18 protein-coding genes are annotated in these 14,200 nt (G+C 59.8%); 6 read left to right on the forward strand and 12 right to left on the reverse strand.

All coding sequences use genetic code 11. From position 1 onward, the window contains the following. Window positions 1-147: 147 nt before the first annotated feature. The 5 genes from QA646_RS21710 to pcaD are packed head-to-tail and all read right to left on the reverse strand — an operon-like array spanning window position 148 to window position 3,787. Window positions 148-1,197, reverse strand: coding sequence for a 3-carboxy-cis,cis-muconate cycloisomerase (locus QA646_RS21710; RefSeq protein ID WP_283060312.1), 1,050 nt, complete (start codon window positions 1,195-1,197; stop codon window positions 148-150). Between the two features lie 3 nt (window positions 1,198-1,200). Continuing rightward, window positions 1,201-1,812 (reverse strand): protocatechuate 3,4-dioxygenase subunit alpha, encoded by a 612-nt coding sequence (gene pcaG / locus QA646_RS21715; RefSeq protein WP_283060527.1) that lies wholly within the window; start codon window positions 1,810-1,812, stop codon window positions 1,201-1,203. A gap of 2 nt (window positions 1,813-1,814) precedes the next feature. After that, window positions 1,815-2,564 (reverse strand): protocatechuate 3,4-dioxygenase subunit beta, encoded by a 750-nt coding sequence (gene pcaH / locus QA646_RS21720; RefSeq protein WP_283060313.1) that lies wholly within the window; start codon window positions 2,562-2,564, stop codon window positions 1,815-1,817. A 12-nt stretch (window positions 2,565-2,576) separates the two neighbouring features. Beyond that, the gene (pcaC, locus tag QA646_RS21725) at window positions 2,577-2,981 is read right to left on the reverse strand and encodes a 4-carboxymuconolactone decarboxylase (RefSeq protein WP_283060314.1); all 405 of its coding nucleotides are present in this window, start codon (window positions 2,979-2,981) and stop codon (window positions 2,577-2,579) included. Next, window positions 2,978-3,787, reverse strand: coding sequence for a 3-oxoadipate enol-lactonase (gene pcaD, locus QA646_RS21730; RefSeq protein ID WP_283060315.1), 810 nt, complete (start codon window positions 3,785-3,787; stop codon window positions 2,978-2,980). Before pcaD ends, pcaC begins: the two co-directional genes overlap by 4 nt. 93 nt (window positions 3,788-3,880) lie before the next feature. Here pcaD and pcaQ point away from each other — a divergent pair, with 93 nt between their 5' ends. Further along, complete coding sequence (pcaQ, locus tag QA646_RS21735; RefSeq protein ID WP_283060316.1) at window positions 3,881-4,807, forward strand: pca operon transcription factor PcaQ; 927 nt, start codon at window positions 3,881-3,883, stop codon at window positions 4,805-4,807. Here pcaQ and pobA read toward each other — a convergent pair. Next, entirely contained in the window at window positions 4,804-5,976 is a 1,173-nt protein-coding gene (gene pobA / locus QA646_RS21740) for a 4-hydroxybenzoate 3-monooxygenase (RefSeq protein ID WP_283060317.1), read from the reverse strand. The genes pcaQ and pobA overlap by 4 nt on opposite strands. 113 nt (window positions 5,977-6,089) lie before the next feature. Here pobA and QA646_RS21745 point away from each other — a divergent pair, with 113 nt between their 5' ends. Further along, entirely contained in the window at window positions 6,090-6,977 is an 888-nt protein-coding gene (locus tag QA646_RS21745; protein WP_283060318.1) for a helix-turn-helix domain-containing protein, read from the forward strand. Between the two features lie 3 nt (window positions 6,978-6,980). On the opposite strand, the gene QA646_RS21750 is transcribed toward QA646_RS21745, so the two are convergent. Next, window positions 6,981-7,736, reverse strand: coding sequence for an IclR family transcriptional regulator C-terminal domain-containing protein (locus QA646_RS21750; protein WP_283060319.1), 756 nt, complete (start codon window positions 7,734-7,736; stop codon window positions 6,981-6,983). A 292-nt stretch (window positions 7,737-8,028) separates the two neighbouring features. On the opposite strand from QA646_RS21750, the gene QA646_RS21755 reads away from it, so the two are divergent. The 4 genes from QA646_RS21755 to QA646_RS21770 all read left to right on the forward strand — a co-directional run bounded on the left by QA646_RS21755 (window position 8,029) and on the right by QA646_RS21770 (window position 11,816). Further along, window positions 8,029-8,880, forward strand: a complete 852-nt coding sequence (locus QA646_RS21755; protein WP_283060320.1) for a CoA transferase subunit A — start codon at window positions 8,029-8,031, stop codon at window positions 8,878-8,880. Between the two features lie 10 nt (window positions 8,881-8,890). After that, window positions 8,891-9,661: a CoA-transferase subunit beta gene (locus QA646_RS21760; RefSeq protein WP_283060321.1), complete on the forward strand. Its 771-nt coding sequence runs from the start codon at window positions 8,891-8,893 to the stop codon at window positions 9,659-9,661. Continuing rightward, entirely contained in the window at window positions 9,661-10,866 is a 1,206-nt protein-coding gene (gene pcaF / locus QA646_RS21765) for a 3-oxoadipyl-CoA thiolase (protein WP_283060322.1), read from the forward strand. The genes QA646_RS21760 and pcaF overlap by 1 nt, the downstream gene beginning before the upstream one ends. A gap of 155 nt (window positions 10,867-11,021) precedes the next feature. Then, on the forward strand, window positions 11,022-11,816 hold the full coding sequence (locus QA646_RS21770) for an SDR family NAD(P)-dependent oxidoreductase (protein ID WP_283060323.1): 795 nt from the start codon (window positions 11,022-11,024) through the stop codon (window positions 11,814-11,816). 116 nt (window positions 11,817-11,932) lie between these two features. Here QA646_RS21770 and QA646_RS21775 read toward each other — a convergent pair whose 3' ends face one another. From QA646_RS21775 to QA646_RS21795, 5 genes are all read right to left on the reverse strand, one after another. Next, complete coding sequence (locus tag QA646_RS21775) at window positions 11,933-12,511, reverse strand: isoprenylcysteine carboxylmethyltransferase family protein (protein WP_283060324.1); 579 nt, start codon at window positions 12,509-12,511, stop codon at window positions 11,933-11,935. Continuing rightward, a complete protein-coding gene (locus tag QA646_RS21780) occupies window positions 12,508-13,245 on the reverse strand; it encodes a glutathione S-transferase (protein ID WP_283060325.1) in 738 nt (245 codons plus the stop codon). Before QA646_RS21780 ends, QA646_RS21775 begins: the two co-directional genes overlap by 4 nt. Before the next feature lie 27 nt (window positions 13,246-13,272). After that, on the reverse strand, window positions 13,273-13,563 hold the full coding sequence (locus QA646_RS21785; protein WP_283060528.1) for a DUF3175 domain-containing protein: 291 nt from the start codon (window positions 13,561-13,563) through the stop codon (window positions 13,273-13,275). A 28-nt stretch (window positions 13,564-13,591) separates the two neighbouring features. Beyond that, a complete protein-coding gene (locus tag QA646_RS21790; RefSeq protein WP_283060326.1) occupies window positions 13,592-13,906 on the reverse strand; it encodes a plasmid stabilization protein in 315 nt (104 codons plus the stop codon). 76 nt (window positions 13,907-13,982) lie between these two features. Further along, entirely contained in the window at window positions 13,983-14,135 is a 153-nt protein-coding gene (locus tag QA646_RS21795) for a hypothetical protein (protein WP_283060327.1), read from the reverse strand. Between the last annotated feature and the right edge of the window lie 65 nt (window positions 14,136-14,200).

The following is a 14,200-nucleotide window of genomic DNA, read 5'->3' on the forward strand; positions in this document are numbered from 1 at the left end:
TCTCCTCCCACAGCCAGCCTACTCCCGAACCAGCTTGCTTTGACCAACCTCTGTAACTGCCAATCTGGCATGTGAAATGGTAATGTAAAATGAAATAAAAGTTCATATTCATAATTTGGAAGTTATGTTTAGCGCTTGGATTTCAGCCTAAGAAGCCACTCCCAATCGCTTCACATTGCCGATCAGTTCACACGCCAATCGCAGCGACGCGGCCGTCGCTATCACCATCGGCGGCAATAGAAGCCATTCGAGCGTCCAGGCAGCGCCCGAGCGTTCCTGTTCATGCACCAGCGATTGATGCAGGCCGGAAAGCTGGACGGCATTGAAGCGGGCAAGCGATACCAGTGCCTCGGCCGCGACGGGGTTCTGTTTGTGCGGCATGGTCGAAGAGCCGCCACCGCCGGCGAGCTCGATTTCGTCGCCAGCCTGCGCGAGAAGGGCAATATCCTGGCCGATCTTGCCGAGGCTGCCTGAAATCAGCGAGAATTGGCCGGCGAGTTCGACAATCTTGGCTCGCTGGCTTTGCCATTGTGGCTCATCGATAAGGTCAAGCTCCTGCGCCAGCGAGGCACGAACGGCCGCAGCCTTGGATCCCAACTTTTCCAGCGTGCCGACCGCGCCACCGAACTGGATGGGAAAAGTCTCCTGGGTCAGCCGATCGCGGTACTTGTCGAGCGGATCGCGCCAGGTGCGCAGCCGGTCGGACACGGTGATCGGAATGGCTGCTTGCATACGGGTATGAGCCATCAGACGATTCGGACCGCATTGCTTGTCGAGTTTTCTAAGCGCCGCCGTAACGGCAACGAGCCGGCCGGTGAACAGGAAGGCCACCGCCTTCAGACGCATCATCAAGCTGCTGTCGATGACATCCTGGCTGGTGGCGCCGAAATGCACATGCTGCGCAGCCTCGCCGCCAACCGCTTTGCGCAATTGCTTCACGAGATGCGGAACGACAACGCCATCCATCGCTGTTGCGGACTTCAGGCTCGCAATATCGGGCTGGAAAGTGGCACAGACCTCGGCGATCCGCTGCGCTGCCTCTTGCAGAACGACACCGTGGCGCGCCTCCGCTTTTGCGAGCGCCGCTTCGAATCTCAGCATGGCGCGGATATCGGCTTCCACCGAAAAATATGCCGAGACCTCCTCATCGCCAAGAAGGCCGGAGAGAAACGGGTGATCGAAGGCGGAAATGCTCATGGCCTATATATCGAGGAAAACCGTTTCCTTGTCGCCCTGCAAATGCACGTCGAACGTATAGACCGACCCTTCCTGGCTGGCGATCAGGGTAGCGACGCGATCGCGATGTTCGATCCTGGCAAGCAAGGGGTCCTCCGCATTGCCCTCGGCCTCATCCGGAAAATACATGCGCGTATGCAATCCGATATTGATGCCGCGTGCGACGATCCAGAGGGTGATATGCGGCGCCATCCGTCGGCCGTCCTTATAGGGGACGCGACCGGGCTTCACCGTCTCGAAACTAAAGACGCCATCTTCGGCATTGGTTGGGCAGCGGCCCCAGCCGGCGAAATTCGGATCGGCGGTGCCGCGCATTTCCGAAGGGCTGTTGTAAAGTCCGGCGCTGTCGGCCTGCCAGATTTCGACGACGGCATCCTTCACCGGCGCACCCGCACCGTCGATGATGCGGCCCTTGACCGTGATGCGCTCGCCGAGCGTCTTGTCATTGACCATGGACGCGCCGAGATCGGCGTCATAGACGCCACCGATCTCACAATAGTTCGGGGTGAGGCCGATATGGACATAGGGACCTGCCGTCTGCGACGGCGTTTCCTTGAGGTAGCCGAGTTTCTGCACCATCAGTTGCCCTCCAACCGGTTTTCGAACAGCGTCGAGCGGCGGCCGCGCAGTACGATATCGAATTTATAGGCGCGGGCATCCATCGGGATCGTATTGCCCCAGTCGAGCGGCGCGATGAGTTGCTCGATCGCGGCTTTATCCGGGATCGTGCCGACGATCGGACATTTCCAGATCATCGGGTCACCCTCGAAATACATCTGCGTGATTAGCCGCTGCGCAAAACCGTGACCGAAGACCGAGAAATGAATATGCGCCGGCCGCCAGTCGTTGACGCCGTTGGGCCAGGGATAGGCGCCCGGACGCACCGTGCGGAAGGCATAATGGCCGTCCTCGTCGGTGATGGCGCGGCCGCAGCCGCCGAAATTCGGATCGATGGCAGCGAGATAGGTCTCTTTCTTGTGGCGATAGCGCCCGCCTGCATTGGCTTGCCAGAATTCGACCAGCACGCCTGGGACCGGCCGGCCTCGCTCGTCCAGCACGCGGCCATGCACGATAATGCGCTCGCCGATGGCGCTTTCGCCCGGCTTGGCGAAGTTATGGATCAGATCGTTGTCCAGTTCACTGAGAATAGAATGTCCAAATACCGGACCGGTGATTTCGGAGATCGTTCCGTCCAGCGACAGGAGCGCCCGTTGCGGCGAGCGCAGAACCGAGGTCTTGTAGCCGGGCGAGAAGGCCGGCGGATGCCAGGCACGATCGCGGGCGAAAAAGGCGCCGGTCTCCGGTTTGCTGTTGGTTTTGTCGGACATATTTGCCTCGTTTCAAGCCGCCTTATCGGCGTCCATCTGTTCGAAAACCTGTTTGGCGATCTTTATCGCGTGATTGGCAGCCGGCACGCCGGCATAGATCGCCACGTGCAACAGCGCCTCGCAGACGTCATCACGCGTCGCGCCGGTATTGCTCGTGGCACGAACATGCATCGCCACCTCCTCGTCCTGCCCGAGCGCTGCCAAAAGCGCGATCGTCACGATCGAGCGCTCGCGCTTGCTCAGCGTCGGGCGCGACCAGACATGCCCCCAGGCAGCCTCGGTGATCAGATCCTGGAACGGCCGGTCGAAATCCGTCGATCCTGACTGGACGCGGTCGACATGGCTATCGCCAAGAACGGCGCGCCGCGTCGCCATGCCCTGGAGATAGCGCTCGGACGGAGCGAGGGGATCATTCATGGGGCTTTTTCTCCATGCAAGGCGAAATCGATGAAGGCGCGGATGACGGCGGTCAGTGCTTCGGGCTGCTCGACGCAGGGGATGTGTCCCGCATCCTTGATCACTTCATAGCGCGCGTTCGGAATGAGCTTGGCGGTCGACATCACCAGTTCCGGCGGGGTCGAGCCGTCCTGATCGCCGACGATGCAGATGGTCGGCACTGAAATTCTCTTCGCCGCCTCGGTGAAATCGGCGTCGCTAAGAGCGGCGCAGGTGGCAACATAGCCTTCCACCGGCTGGCGGATCAGCATGTTGCGGTAACCGCCGAAAGCCGTATTTTCAGGACGACGAAAAGCCGGCGTGAACCAGAGCTCGAGAATGCCGTCGGCAATCGACTCGATGCCCTCGGCCTCGACCTTGGCGATGCGATTGTTCCAACTCTCGGTGGTTCCGATCTTGTGGGCCGTGTCGCAAAGGACCAGCGCCCGTACCAAATCGGGCCGCCTCTGACAGAGTGACTGGGCAATCAGACCGCCAACCGAGAGACCGCAGATGACGGCATTTTTCACCGCAAGTAGATCCAGCAGCCCCGCGAGATCGGAGGCATGATCCTCCATCGTATAGGGCATCTGGCCGAGATCGGAGAGGCCGTGGCCGCGCTTGTCATAGAGTACAATGGCGAAATCGCCCGCGAGCCGCACGATCACATCACGCCAGATCCTGAAATCGGTGCCGAGCGAATTGATGAAGACAAGCACCGGCTTATCGGCGGCAGCGCCGATGATCTGATAGTGGATCGTAACATTGTTGATGCGGGCAAACTGCACTGGAAATCTCCTCGGCAACGAGATTGGAGGTTTAATCTGGTTAGGTAAAATGATATTTCTTGGCTTTTCAATAACTCCGAGGTTATGAAAGCCGTGATCGACTCCCGCGTCAAATTCCGCCATCTCCAGACCTTTGTCGAGGTCGCACGCCAGAAAAGCGTGATCAAGGCCGCCGAACTCCTGCATGTCAGCCAGCCCGCGGTGACCAAGACTATTCGCGAGTTGGAAGAGGCTCTGGGCGTCGCGGTTTTCGAGCGTGACGGGCGCGGCATCAAGATTACGCGTTACGGCGAGGTCTTCCTGCGCCATACCGGAGCGGCGCTGACGGCACTCAGGCATGGCTTCGACTCCGTGTCGCAGGAACGTTCCGGCGAAGCGCCGCCGATCCGGATTGGCGCCTTACCAACCGTTTCGACGCGGATCATGCCGCGGGCGATGGAATTGTTCCTGAAGGAGGAGACTTGGAGCCGCATCAAGATCGTCACCGGTGAAAACGCAGTGTTGCTGGAGCAGCTCCGTGTCGGCGATCTCGATCTCGTCGTCGGCCGTCTGGCCGGTCCTGACAAGATGGCCGGCTTTTCCTTTGAGCATCTTTATTCCGAGCAGGTGGTTTTCGTGGTGCGGGCAGGGCATCCGCTGCTTGCGGCGAAACAATCGCTGTTTTCCAATCTCGGCAAATACACGATCCTGATGCCGACGCGGGGCTCGATCATCCGGCCTTTCGTCGAGAGCTTCCTGATCGCCAATGGCGTCGCCAACCTGCCGAACCAGATTGAGACCGTATCGGATTCCTTCGGCCGCGCCTTCGTGCGATCGAGCGATGCCGTCTGGATCATCTCGACCGGAGTCGTCGCCGGCGACGTCGAGGACGGCTTGCTCAGTCTGCTGCCGATCGACACCAGCGAAACCAGAGGCCCCGTCGGGCTCACCATGCGCACCGACGCCATCCCCACCATGCCGCTGTCGATCCTGATGCAGACGATCCGTGAGGCGGCAAGCGAGGTGGCAAAAAAGGGCTAATAGGGTAGACCGACATAGTTTTCCGCAAGAGCGGTCGAAGCGGCGCGGGAATGGGTGAGATAGTCCAGCTCCGCCTCCTGGATCTTCTGGTCGAAATCGCTGGTGTCGGGGAAACGATGCATCATCGTCGTCATCCACCACGAGAAGCGCACGGCCTTCCAGACGCGGGCGAGCGCGTGGGCGGAATAGGCGTCGAGGCCGGCGTTCGACCGATCCTGATAATGTTCGGCAAGGCCTGAGAAGAGATAATGCACATCGCTTGCTGCAAGATTCAGTCCCTTGGCGCCGGTCGGCGGGACGATATGGGCCGCGTCGCCGACGAGAAACAGACGGCCGAAGCGCATGGGCTCGGCGACGAAGGAGCGCAACGGCGCGATGGATTTTTCGAATGAAGGCCCGGTGATCAGCGCTTCGGCATGATGCGCCGGCAGGCGACGGCGCAGTTCGTCCCAGAAGCGATCATCGTTCCAGTTTTCGATCTTCTCATCGAGCGGGCATTGGATGTAATAGCGGCTGCGCGTCATCGACCGCATCGAACAGAGTGCAAAACCACGCGGATGGTTGGCGTAGATCAGCTCTGGATTGACCGGCGGAACGTCGGCGAGCAGGCCGAGCCAGCCAAAGGGATAGATTTTCTCGAAGCTGCGGATCGACTTTTGCGGAACCGACTTGCGGCTCGCGCCATGAAAGCCATCGCAGCCAGCGATAAAGTGGCAATCAATATGGTGGCTTACACCATCTTTCTCATATGTAATATGAGGCGCACTTCCATCGAAATCATGGGGCTCAACATTGGACGCATCGTAGATCGTCGGGGCACCGTTCTGTTCGCGATGGACCATCAAGTCGCGGGTGAGTTCCGTCTGCCCGTAAACCGTGACGCGTTTGCCGCTGGTGAGGCCATGGAGATCGATACGGTGATCGCGCCCGTCAAAGGCCAATGAGAAGCCGTCATGCGGCAGGCCTTCGGCATGCAAACGCGCGCCGGATTTTGCCTTGTCCATCAGCGCCACCGTGCCTTCCTCCAGAACGCCGGCACGGACGCGGCCGAGGATATGGTCCTTGCCGACGCGATCGAGGATAACATTGTCGATGCCGGCCTCCGTCAGCAATTGGCCAAGGAGCAGGCCGGACGGACCCGAACCGATAATGGCCACCTGAGTGCGCATGATCTCCTCCCGCGCTTCGTCTTTTTTCCAATTCTGCGCGGTGCAAAGAGTGCCAACAATGGACATTTCGCCCAAGAAATTGCACAAATCGAACATGGTGGAGGGAGGAAGCCATGTCGAGATCGGTGCCGACCTATGAACTCTACGGCGAAAACATCGGCAAAAAGTCGGATTTCTGGCTGCATTGCGAAACTATACCGTCGCGCAGCAGCCTGCACCATTGGGAAATCCGACCGCATCGCCACGAGCGTTTCTTTCAGATCCTGTACATAGATGCCGGGTCCGGCGATGCGATTTTTGATGGCGAAAGCCACACCATCGTGCCGCCGGCTGTCATTACCATCCCGCCGCGCCTCAGCCACGGTTTCCGTTTTTCCAGGGATATCGACGGCTTCGTCATCACCGTCCTGATCTCGCATCTCAAGGCAGCGCCCGGTGATCGCAGCCGGCTTGGCGAATGGCTGGGGGTACCGCATCTGACCCGGCTCAACATCAATGACCAGCACGCAGCTTACGTTGCCGAAACCTTGAAGCGGCTTGGCGGCGAGTTCGCCAATCGCAGCAGTGGCCGCAATGACCTGCTCGAAGCCTATCTGACCTCGGCGCTGCTTCTGACCGCTCGCCTTTCCCAGGAGGGAGGCGAAGGGCAGGGTGCGTCCGATGAAGGCGAGCGGCGGATGGAGATGCTGTATGACCTCATCCAGCGGCATTTCCGCTCGCATGAGCCCGCCGCCTTTTACGCCGAAGCGCTTGGCATCTCACCGACACATCTGAACCGCATCGTACACGCCAAAACCGGCCATGGTGCCCATGAGTTGATCGCTCGCAAGCTGGTCGACGAGGCCAAGCGCGAACTGGTCTTCACACTGGGCAGCGTGCAGGAGGTCAGCTATCGCCTGGGCTTTACCGATCCCACCTACTTCTCGCGCTTCTTCCTGAAACAGACCGGTGAAACGCCGCGTGCCTGGCGCATTGCCGAACGCGCTAAGCTTGGGATGTAACACCTACCGCAGAACCAGCCGCAACATCTTCTGCGTTTCCCGCAGCAGCGGCAGATAGCGTTCGGCCATATCGGCGGCGGCAACATAGGCGGCCGGTGCGCCGATATTGATGGCCGCAGCCACCTGCCCGCGATCGTTCTCCACTGGAACGGCGATGGAGCAGAGGCCGATTTCCAGCTCCTGGTCGATGACGGCATAGCCCTGTGCCTTTACCTGGCGAAACTCAGCCATCAACATTTCAGTATCCGTCTTGGTGTTCGGCGTGTTGGCCTTGATCTCCGAGCGGGCGAGCACGGCGCGCGCCTCGTTTTCCGGCAAGGCGCTCAATAGGACTCGCCCCATGGAGGCGCAATAGGCGGGCAGGCGGCTGCCAGGAGTGAGATTGATCGACATCACCCGGCGCTGTGACGCTCTAGCAATATAAACGATCTCGGTGCCGTCCAGGACCGACGCCGAAGCGTTGTGACCGGCGCGCTCCGAAAGCTGGTCGAGATAGGGCTGGATGATCGTCGGCAGCGGCGTGGCCGAAAGGTAAGCATGGCCAAGCCGGAGGATCTTCGGCGTCAGCGTGAAGAATTTTCCGTCATATTCGGCATAGCCGAGTTCGGCGAGCGTCAACAATGAGCGGCGCACTGTAGCGCGGTCGAGCCCAGTCAACTTCGAAGCCTCGGCGATCGACAGTCTTTGACGAGTTTCGCCAAAAGCTTCAATTGTTTTCAATCCTTTGGCAAAGCCGCTTACAAAATCCGTTTCTCGCATGGTCTTCTCTCAAGCTTAGGCATTTTGTGCGATATACGAACAAAAGTCAAATATCGCACAAAACGAATTGACCATTTTAAGATTGAAGCGTTTATTCGACGGCGAATTCGATATCTCCTTCTCCTCGCCGGGGAGAAGGTGCCCGAAGGGCGGATGAGGGGGCCGCGGCGCTTTGGCGACGCGGGCCTTGAGCGGCAAGCGAAAGCAGTCTCTCCCCTGAAACGCCCCCTCAACCCGCGCGTACCGCGCGACCTTCTCCCCGCGGGAGAAGGTAAATTACTTGGGAGGTCTTATGGCGAGGATCGTATCGCTTTCGGAAGCGGTGGCGGAAAATGTGCGGGATGGTGATACCGTCGCCATGGAAGGATTTACCCATCTGATTCCCTATGCCGCCGGGCATGAGGTCATCCGCCAAGGCAAAAAGGATCTCTATCTGATCCGTATGACGCCGGACATTCTTTACGATCAGTTGATCGGCGTCGGTGCCGCGCGCGGCCTGAAATTTTCCTGGGGCGGCAATCCCGGCGTCGGCTCGCTGCATCGCTTCCGCGACGCAGTCGAAAACCAATGGCCGCGGCCTTTGGAGATCGAGGAACATTCGCATGCCGCCATGGCCAACGCCTATGAGGCGGGCGCGGCAAACCTGCCCTTCGCCATGCTGCGCGGCTATATCGGCGCCGACCTGCCGAAGGTCAATGCGAACATCAAAAGCGTGACCTGCCCTTTCACCGGCGAGGTGCTCGCCGCCGTTCCCGCGATCCGGCCGGATGTCACCATCATTCACGCGCTGCGCGCCGACCGGAAGGGCAATGTTCTGCTCGAAGGTATTGTCGGCGTCCAGAAGGAGGCGGTACTTGCCGCCAAGCGCTCGATCGTCACCGTCGAGGAGATCGTCGAGGAACTGAACCCGCCATCGCCGAATTCCGCCGTGCTGCCGACCTGGGCGGTAACCGTGGTCGCGCTTGTGCCGGGCGGCGCCTTCCCCTCCTATGCGCAGGGTTACTACGCTCGCTCCAACGCCTTCTATATCGCCTGGGATGAAATCGCCCGCGATCGCGACAGCTTCCGGGCCTGGATCAAGGCGAATGTCATGGAGGCTCGGCCGGAAGACTTTGCCAAATATGCAAAAAAGAATGCGGCGTGAGGAGGCCCAGATGACGGATTTCACCCCCACGGAAATGATGACGATCGCCGCCGCCCGCGCGCTCACCAATGACGATGTCTGCTTCGTCGGCATCGGCGCACCGTCGGCTGCCTGCAACGTCGCGCGCCTGACGCATGCGCCCGACATTACGCTCATCTATGAAAGCGGCACTGTCGGCACCAAACCGGATGTGCTGCCGCTGTCGATCGGCGACGGCGAGCTCTGCGATACCGCGCTCTTCACCGTCTCGGTGCCGGAGATGTTCCGCTATTGGCTGCAGGGCGGACGCATCACGACGGGCTTTTTGGGCGGCGCGCAGATCGACCGGTTCGCCAATCTGAATACCACGGTCGTCGGTCCTTACGACCACCCGAAGGTTCGCTTGCCCGGTGGCGGCGGCGCGCCGGAAATCGCCAGCAATTGCGGCCAGATCTTCATCACCATGGCGCTTTCCAAGCGTGGTTTTGTCGAAAAGCTGCCCTTCATCACCTCTATGGGCCATGGCCAAGGCGGCAACCATCGCGAACGGCTTGGCTTGAAGACGAAAGGTCCTACTCGGGTTATCACCGATCTCTGCGTTCTCGAGCCTGATCCGGTGACCAAGGAGTTGACCGTCGTGTCGATCCACAAGGGTGTCACTCGCGAGCAGATTTCGGAGAATTGCGGCTGGGCACTCAAGTTTGCCGATGCGGTGATCGAGACACCGGCGCCCACCGAAACCGAACTTTCCGTTCTGCGCGACATCGATGCGCGCACCAAGAAAGCACATGAGGCAGCCTGATGACCGAAGCCTATATCTGTGACTATGTCCGCACGCCGATCGGCCGTTTCGGCGGTTCGCTCTCCTCCGTCCGCGCCGACGATCTTGGTGCGGTGCCGCTGAAGGCGCTGATCGCGCGCAATGGTTCCATCGATTGGGAAGCGGTCGACGACGTGATCTACGGCTGTGCCAACCAGGCCGGGGAAGATAATAGAAACGTCGCCCGCATGGTGGCGTTGCTTGCCGGCTTGCGGGTTTCCGTTCCGGGCACGACGATCAATCGCCTGTGCGGCTCCGGCATGGACGCCGTCATCACCGCGGCTCGTGCCATTCGCGCCGGCGAAGCAGAGCTGATCATCGCCGGCGGTGTCGAGAGCATGTCGCGCGCACCCTTCGTCATTCCAAAGGCCGAGAGCGCCTTTTCCCGCAATGCCGAAATCTACGATACTACCATCGGCTGGCGCTTCATCAATCCTCTCATGAAAAAGCAATACGACGTTGATTCCATGCCGGAAACAGGTGAGAACGTCGCGGAGGATTATAAGGTCAGCCGTGAGGATCAGGATGCTTTCGCGGTTCGTTCGCAGGCGAAAGCGGCGGCCGCGCAGGAAAATGGCCGTCTCGCCAAGGAAATCACGGCGGTCACCATTCCACAGCGCAAGGGCGATGCGATCGTTGTCGGCAAGGACGAACATCCGCGCGCAACGACGATGGAGGCGCTGGCAAAGCTCGGCACGCCCTTCAAAAAGGAGGGTGGTACGGTGACCGCCGGCAATGCCTCCGGCGTCAACGACGGCGCCGCGGCGCTGATTGTCGCCTCGGAAGCGGCCGTGAAGAAATACGGTCTGACGCCGATCGCCCGCATCCTCGGCGGGGCTGCTGCTGGTGTTCCGCCGCGCATCATGGGCATTGGCCCGGTGCCCGCATCCCGCAAGCTGATGGCCCGCCTCGGCCTGAAACAAGAGCAGTTCGATGTCATCGAGCTCAACGAAGCCTTTGCCTCGCAAGGCCTTGCCGTGCTGCGCGAACTCGGCATTGCCGACGACGATGCCCGCGTCAATTGCAATGGCGGCGCCATCGCGCTTGGCCATCCGCTCGGCATGTCCGGCGCCCGTATCACCGGCACGGCGGCGCTGGAACTGAAGGAGACCGGCGGGCGCTACTCGCTCTCGACCATGTGCATCGGCGTCGGTCAGGGCATCGCGATCGCGCTCGAGCGGGTCTGAGGCATCACGGGAATTTGACGGCGGGCGGCAGGGCATTTGCCCTGTCGTCCGCTTTTTGTTTGCGCCGAATGCATTGCCTGTTCGCGGTCGCCAATGATATTACCAATGCCCATTGTTTTCGTTCTTTATCTTTTTGACAGTGTGGAGGAGTCGTCATGGCAGAACTCGCGCAACTACTCGCGTCCATCCGTATTCCCGATCTCGCCGGCAAACGGGTGCTGATATCAGGTGCATCCACGGGCATCGGCGCGGCTGTCGCCCGGGCTTTTGCTCAGCAGGGGATGAAGGTAGGCATCCATTTCAACGCCAGCCGTGCGCCTGCCGAAAAGTTGGCCGCGGAGATCACCGCCGGGGGCGGCCATGTGCATCTGGTCCAGGGTGATGTTTCGCAGGATGGCGAGACCGAGCGCGTCGTCAATGAGACGGCGGAAGCGTTCGGCGGCCTCGACGGCCTGGTGAACAATGCCGGCGGCATGCTCGGCCGCGTGCCGACTTCGGCGATGACCGACGAACATTATGAGCGCGTGATGAACCTCAACGCCCGCTCGGTCCTTGCCGCGACCCGCGCCGCATATCCTTATCTCAAGAAGCAGGGTGGCTTTATCATCAACACCACCTCGATTGCCGCCCGCAATGGCGGCGGCAACGGCGCGATCCTCTATGCGGCATCCAAAGGCTTCGTTTCGACGATTACTCACGGACATGCCAAGGAGTTCGTCGGCGACAATATCCGCGTCAATGCCGTGGCGCCGGGCGTCATCGCCACGCCTTTCCATGAGCGCTACACCAACGAGGAACAGATGGAATTGCAGCGCAAGACCATCCCGATGGGCTTTGTGGGCACTTCGGAAGATTGCGTGGGCGCTTACCTCTTTTTGGCTTCGTCGACCCTTTCCGGCTATATTACCGGGCAGGTCATCGAGGTCAACGGCGGCCAGCTCATGCCATAATGCCGGCCTTGCAATCGGCTCCCTGGGCCGGGCAATTCCGTCTTCATTCGGTAAAAAGCGACTTCACGGCTCAAAGGGCGCTTTGCCGACCCATAGGCCGATTTCTTCAAGGTGGCTTAAGCAACGAACGGCACCAGCGCTGGCGTCTTGGTTTTGTAATCGGCATAGGCCTGGCCGAATGTCTCGCCCATCCAGCGCTCTTCGATGCCAACCCGGCGCAGAACGGCATAGAGCATGAACGCAGTCGCGAGCATCGCGCCGATGTGGCCGCGGGCGAGCGCAAAGCCGATGACAGCAAGCAGCAAGCCGGAATAGATCGGATGGCGAACGATGGCGTAGGGGCCGGTGCGGATCAGCGCATGATCTTCCTTGACGGTGATTACGCCACTCCAATTACGGCCGATGTGGTAACGCGCCCAAACAGCGAAGGCGAGGCCGATGATGGTCAAGGCGGCGCCGATGCCATAATAGGTCAGATTTTGCGGGACGAGCTGGAACGACAACGGACCGAGCCAGGATGGCCGCACCGCCAGCAAAAAAGCCCCGATCCAGATTGGTGCCGTATTCGACAGCCGCGACAACGCATCCTCGCTCCGCGTCGTCTTTTTGACCCGGAACGATGCGATGAACCAGATCAGTGCCCATATGCCCCAGCAGACCGGCAGGAACAAGGGCAGCAATGTTGCTTCGCTCATGCCCCATTCTTATCCAACTCGGGATAGTTCCGGAAGATACCATCTTCGTTGAAGGGAATGCGGCGTTCGGATTTGAGATAGCGGGCGATGTTCGGTCGTCTCGCGACAGCGTCATGCAGAGCCGCCAGATGCGGATATTGGGTGGCCAGATGCGCCGTGGCGCGCGGAAAGGCGTAACGCAGGCCGTCGAACACCTGGAACAGTGACAGATCGACATAGGTGAGCCGATCGCCGAATATGTGCGCCGGCCCTTTTGGGTTGTGCCGCAGGACGCGTTCGAAATAGCCGAGGAATTTCGGCACGCGGTTATCGATGAACTCAGCCGCACGCGCTTTGGCCTCCTCCTTCTGCTCCTCGTAATATTTCGAGGTGGCGATGGGGTGATGCGTGTCGTGCACTTCGGCAACAAGATCGGTAATCGTGAGCTGCAGTCCATGCACGACATGGCGCGCGCCCTGATCCTCCGGCGTCAGACCAAGTTTCGGCCCGAGATACATCAAGATGTTGGCGACATGGGAGATGATGAGATCGCCGTCTTTCAGGAAAGGCGGAGCAAACGGGATATGCGCCTCCGACTTGCTCTTCATCACCGCCATCATCGCGTGAATGCCTTGGCCTTCGCTCGCCGGACCGCGGCTGACGTCGACATAGTCGGCGCCGGCTTCCTCGAGCGCCAAACGTACGAACTCGCCACGGCCCTGGATGCCGTCCCAATAATAAAGCTCATAGGGCATTCAAAAATCCTTCCGTCCTTAGCCTATCTATTTCGGTTCGCGGCCAAAATCCTTACGCAGTTCATCCTTCGCGGCTTCGAGGGTTTTTTTCTGCCGCTTGCTGAGATGGCTGCCGGCGCGATTGATGTAGAAATTTAGCATCGACATGGCGGAACGGAAGGGGCTGGACTTGCGGCGATCGCTCGCCTCAGCGGAATGCTTAAGAGAGTCGGCAACAGCCTTAGGATCGCGCGATTTGAAGATGCCCTCTTTCAAATCCAAGGCATCGCTGTTCTCGGTTACCTCATGTGACCATTTCTTCTTTTGGGACCGGGCCATAGCGGGGCTCCTTTCCTCAAATATGACATCAGTGATGAGCGCGCTGTTCATTGCGTTTGCGGGTTGCGGCGGCCTTCTTTGCCGATGCGGAGCGTTCGCTCGCAGAGCGGCTCGCGGATGCTTTGCCTCCGATGCGTCCGCCTTTTTCAGAGGATGCATGGTTTTCGCGATGACCTCGGCCGGAGCCAGATTTTTTACCGCCGCCGCTTTCCTTGTTCACGGTCGCCCAAGCACGACGTTCGGCTTCTTCTTCGGAAACGCCGCGGCTTTCATAGCCTTCCTCGATATGTTCAGCCTTGCGCTTCTGCTTGTCGGTATATGCGGATTTGTCTCCTCGTGGCATGATCTTTCTCCTCGTTGCCTATGAGAAAGCCAACCCAGCGCCGTGGAAAAAGTTCCGGTTCAGCGGAACACGGCGACTAGTTCGAAATATCCGGAAGTGGCTGCGCAGCTGCCGTGTCCGCATCATCGGCCGATGCGGGGAACATGATGCCGACGGAACGGTCGATGATGAGGATCAGAACCAGCGCCGCAAAGAGATAAAGGGTGGCGAGAATGAGGAGCGATAGCATGGATTACATCGGTATAGCCGCGAAGCAGCAGCCTGCCCCGGCGACCCCCAGAGCAAAGACTTCAA

The organism is Rhizobium sp. CB3090, assembly GCF_029714285.1.
In the GTDB taxonomy this organism is placed as follows: Bacteria; Pseudomonadota; Alphaproteobacteria; order Rhizobiales; family Rhizobiaceae; genus Rhizobium.